The following is a 1,248-nucleotide window of genomic DNA, read 5'->3' on the forward strand; positions in this document are numbered from 1 at the left end:
GCCTACGAGATAGGTCAACCCGGGCATCCCGTTCGGGGTTACCTCGATATCGACGCCCTGCTGGCGGTGGCGAAGAGGGTCGGTGCGGACGCACTGCATCCGGGATACGGCTTCCTGTCCGAAAGCGAAGCGTTGGCGCAGGCGTGCGAGCTGGCCGAGGTCACGTTCGTCGGCCCCCCGCCGCAGGTGCTGCGGCTGACCGGGGACAAGGTGGCCGCCCGCGAGGCCGCGGTGGCCGCGGGCCTGCCGGTGCTGCGGGCGTCGGCTCCGTTGACCGAGCCGGCGGCAGCAGCCGCGGCGGCCGCGGCAGTGGGCTTCCCGCTGTTCGTGAAGGCGTCGGCGGGCGGCGGTGGCCGCGGGCTACGCCGGGTGAACCGTCCAGAGGATCTTGACGATGCGGTGACGAGCGCGATCAGGGAGGCGGCGGCAGCCTTCGGGGACGGAACGGTTTTCCTCGAGCAGGCCCTCGACCGGCCCCGCCACATCGAGGTGCAGGTACTCGGCGACGCCACGGGCGAGGTCGTCCACCTCTACGAGCGGGACTGCTCGGTGCAGCGGCGTCACCAGAAGGTCGTCGAGGTCGCGCCCGCTCCCCTGCTCGACGCTGCCGTGCGTGACCGGCTGTGCGCGGACGCGCTGGCGTTCGCCCGGCACGTGGGCTACGTCAACGCCGGCACGGTGGAGTTCCTGGTCGCCGCCGACGGGTCGCACACCTTCATGGAGATGAACCCGCGCATCCAGGTCGAGCACACCGTGACCGAGGAGGTCACCGGCGTCGACCTGGTCGCGGCGCAGCTGCGGGTCGCCGGTGGCGCGACCCTGGCCGACCTGGGCCTGTCCCAGGAGTCGATCAGCATTCGCGGAGCCGCGGTGCAGTGCCGGGTGACAACCGAGGATCCGGCGGACGGGTTCCGCCCGGACACCGGAAAGATCACTCGATACGAGTCCCCGGGCGGCTCGGGCGTACGTCTGGACGGGGCGACCTACCAGGGCGCGGCGGTCACCCCCTACTTCGACTCGCTGCTGGTCAAGGTGACGACCCGGGGGGCCGACCTGGAGCAGGCCACCGCGCGGGCCCGCCGGGCGCTGGCGGAGTTCCGGATACGTGGCGTGCGCACGAACGTGAAGTTCCTGCACCGGCTGCTGGCCGAGGAGGACTTCCTGGCCGGAGGGGTGACCACGTCGTTCCTGGACGATCGGCCGGCCCTGTTCCTCGGTGACGGCGGCACCGACCGGACCAGCCGCCTG

The 1,248-nt window shown here is 72.1% G+C and carries 1 protein-coding gene; it reads left to right on the forward strand.

Features of this window, described 5'->3' with window-relative positions:
* Positions 1 to 1,248 (forward strand): biotin carboxylase N-terminal domain-containing protein (locus tag DD1DGNOD_RS14905; protein WP_241255737.1); only part of this gene is annotated, 1,248 nt, incomplete at both ends.

This window comes from Candidatus Protofrankia californiensis (assembly GCF_900634765.1).
Lineage (GTDB): Bacteria > Actinomycetota > Actinomycetes > Frankiales > Frankiaceae > Protofrankia > Protofrankia californiensis.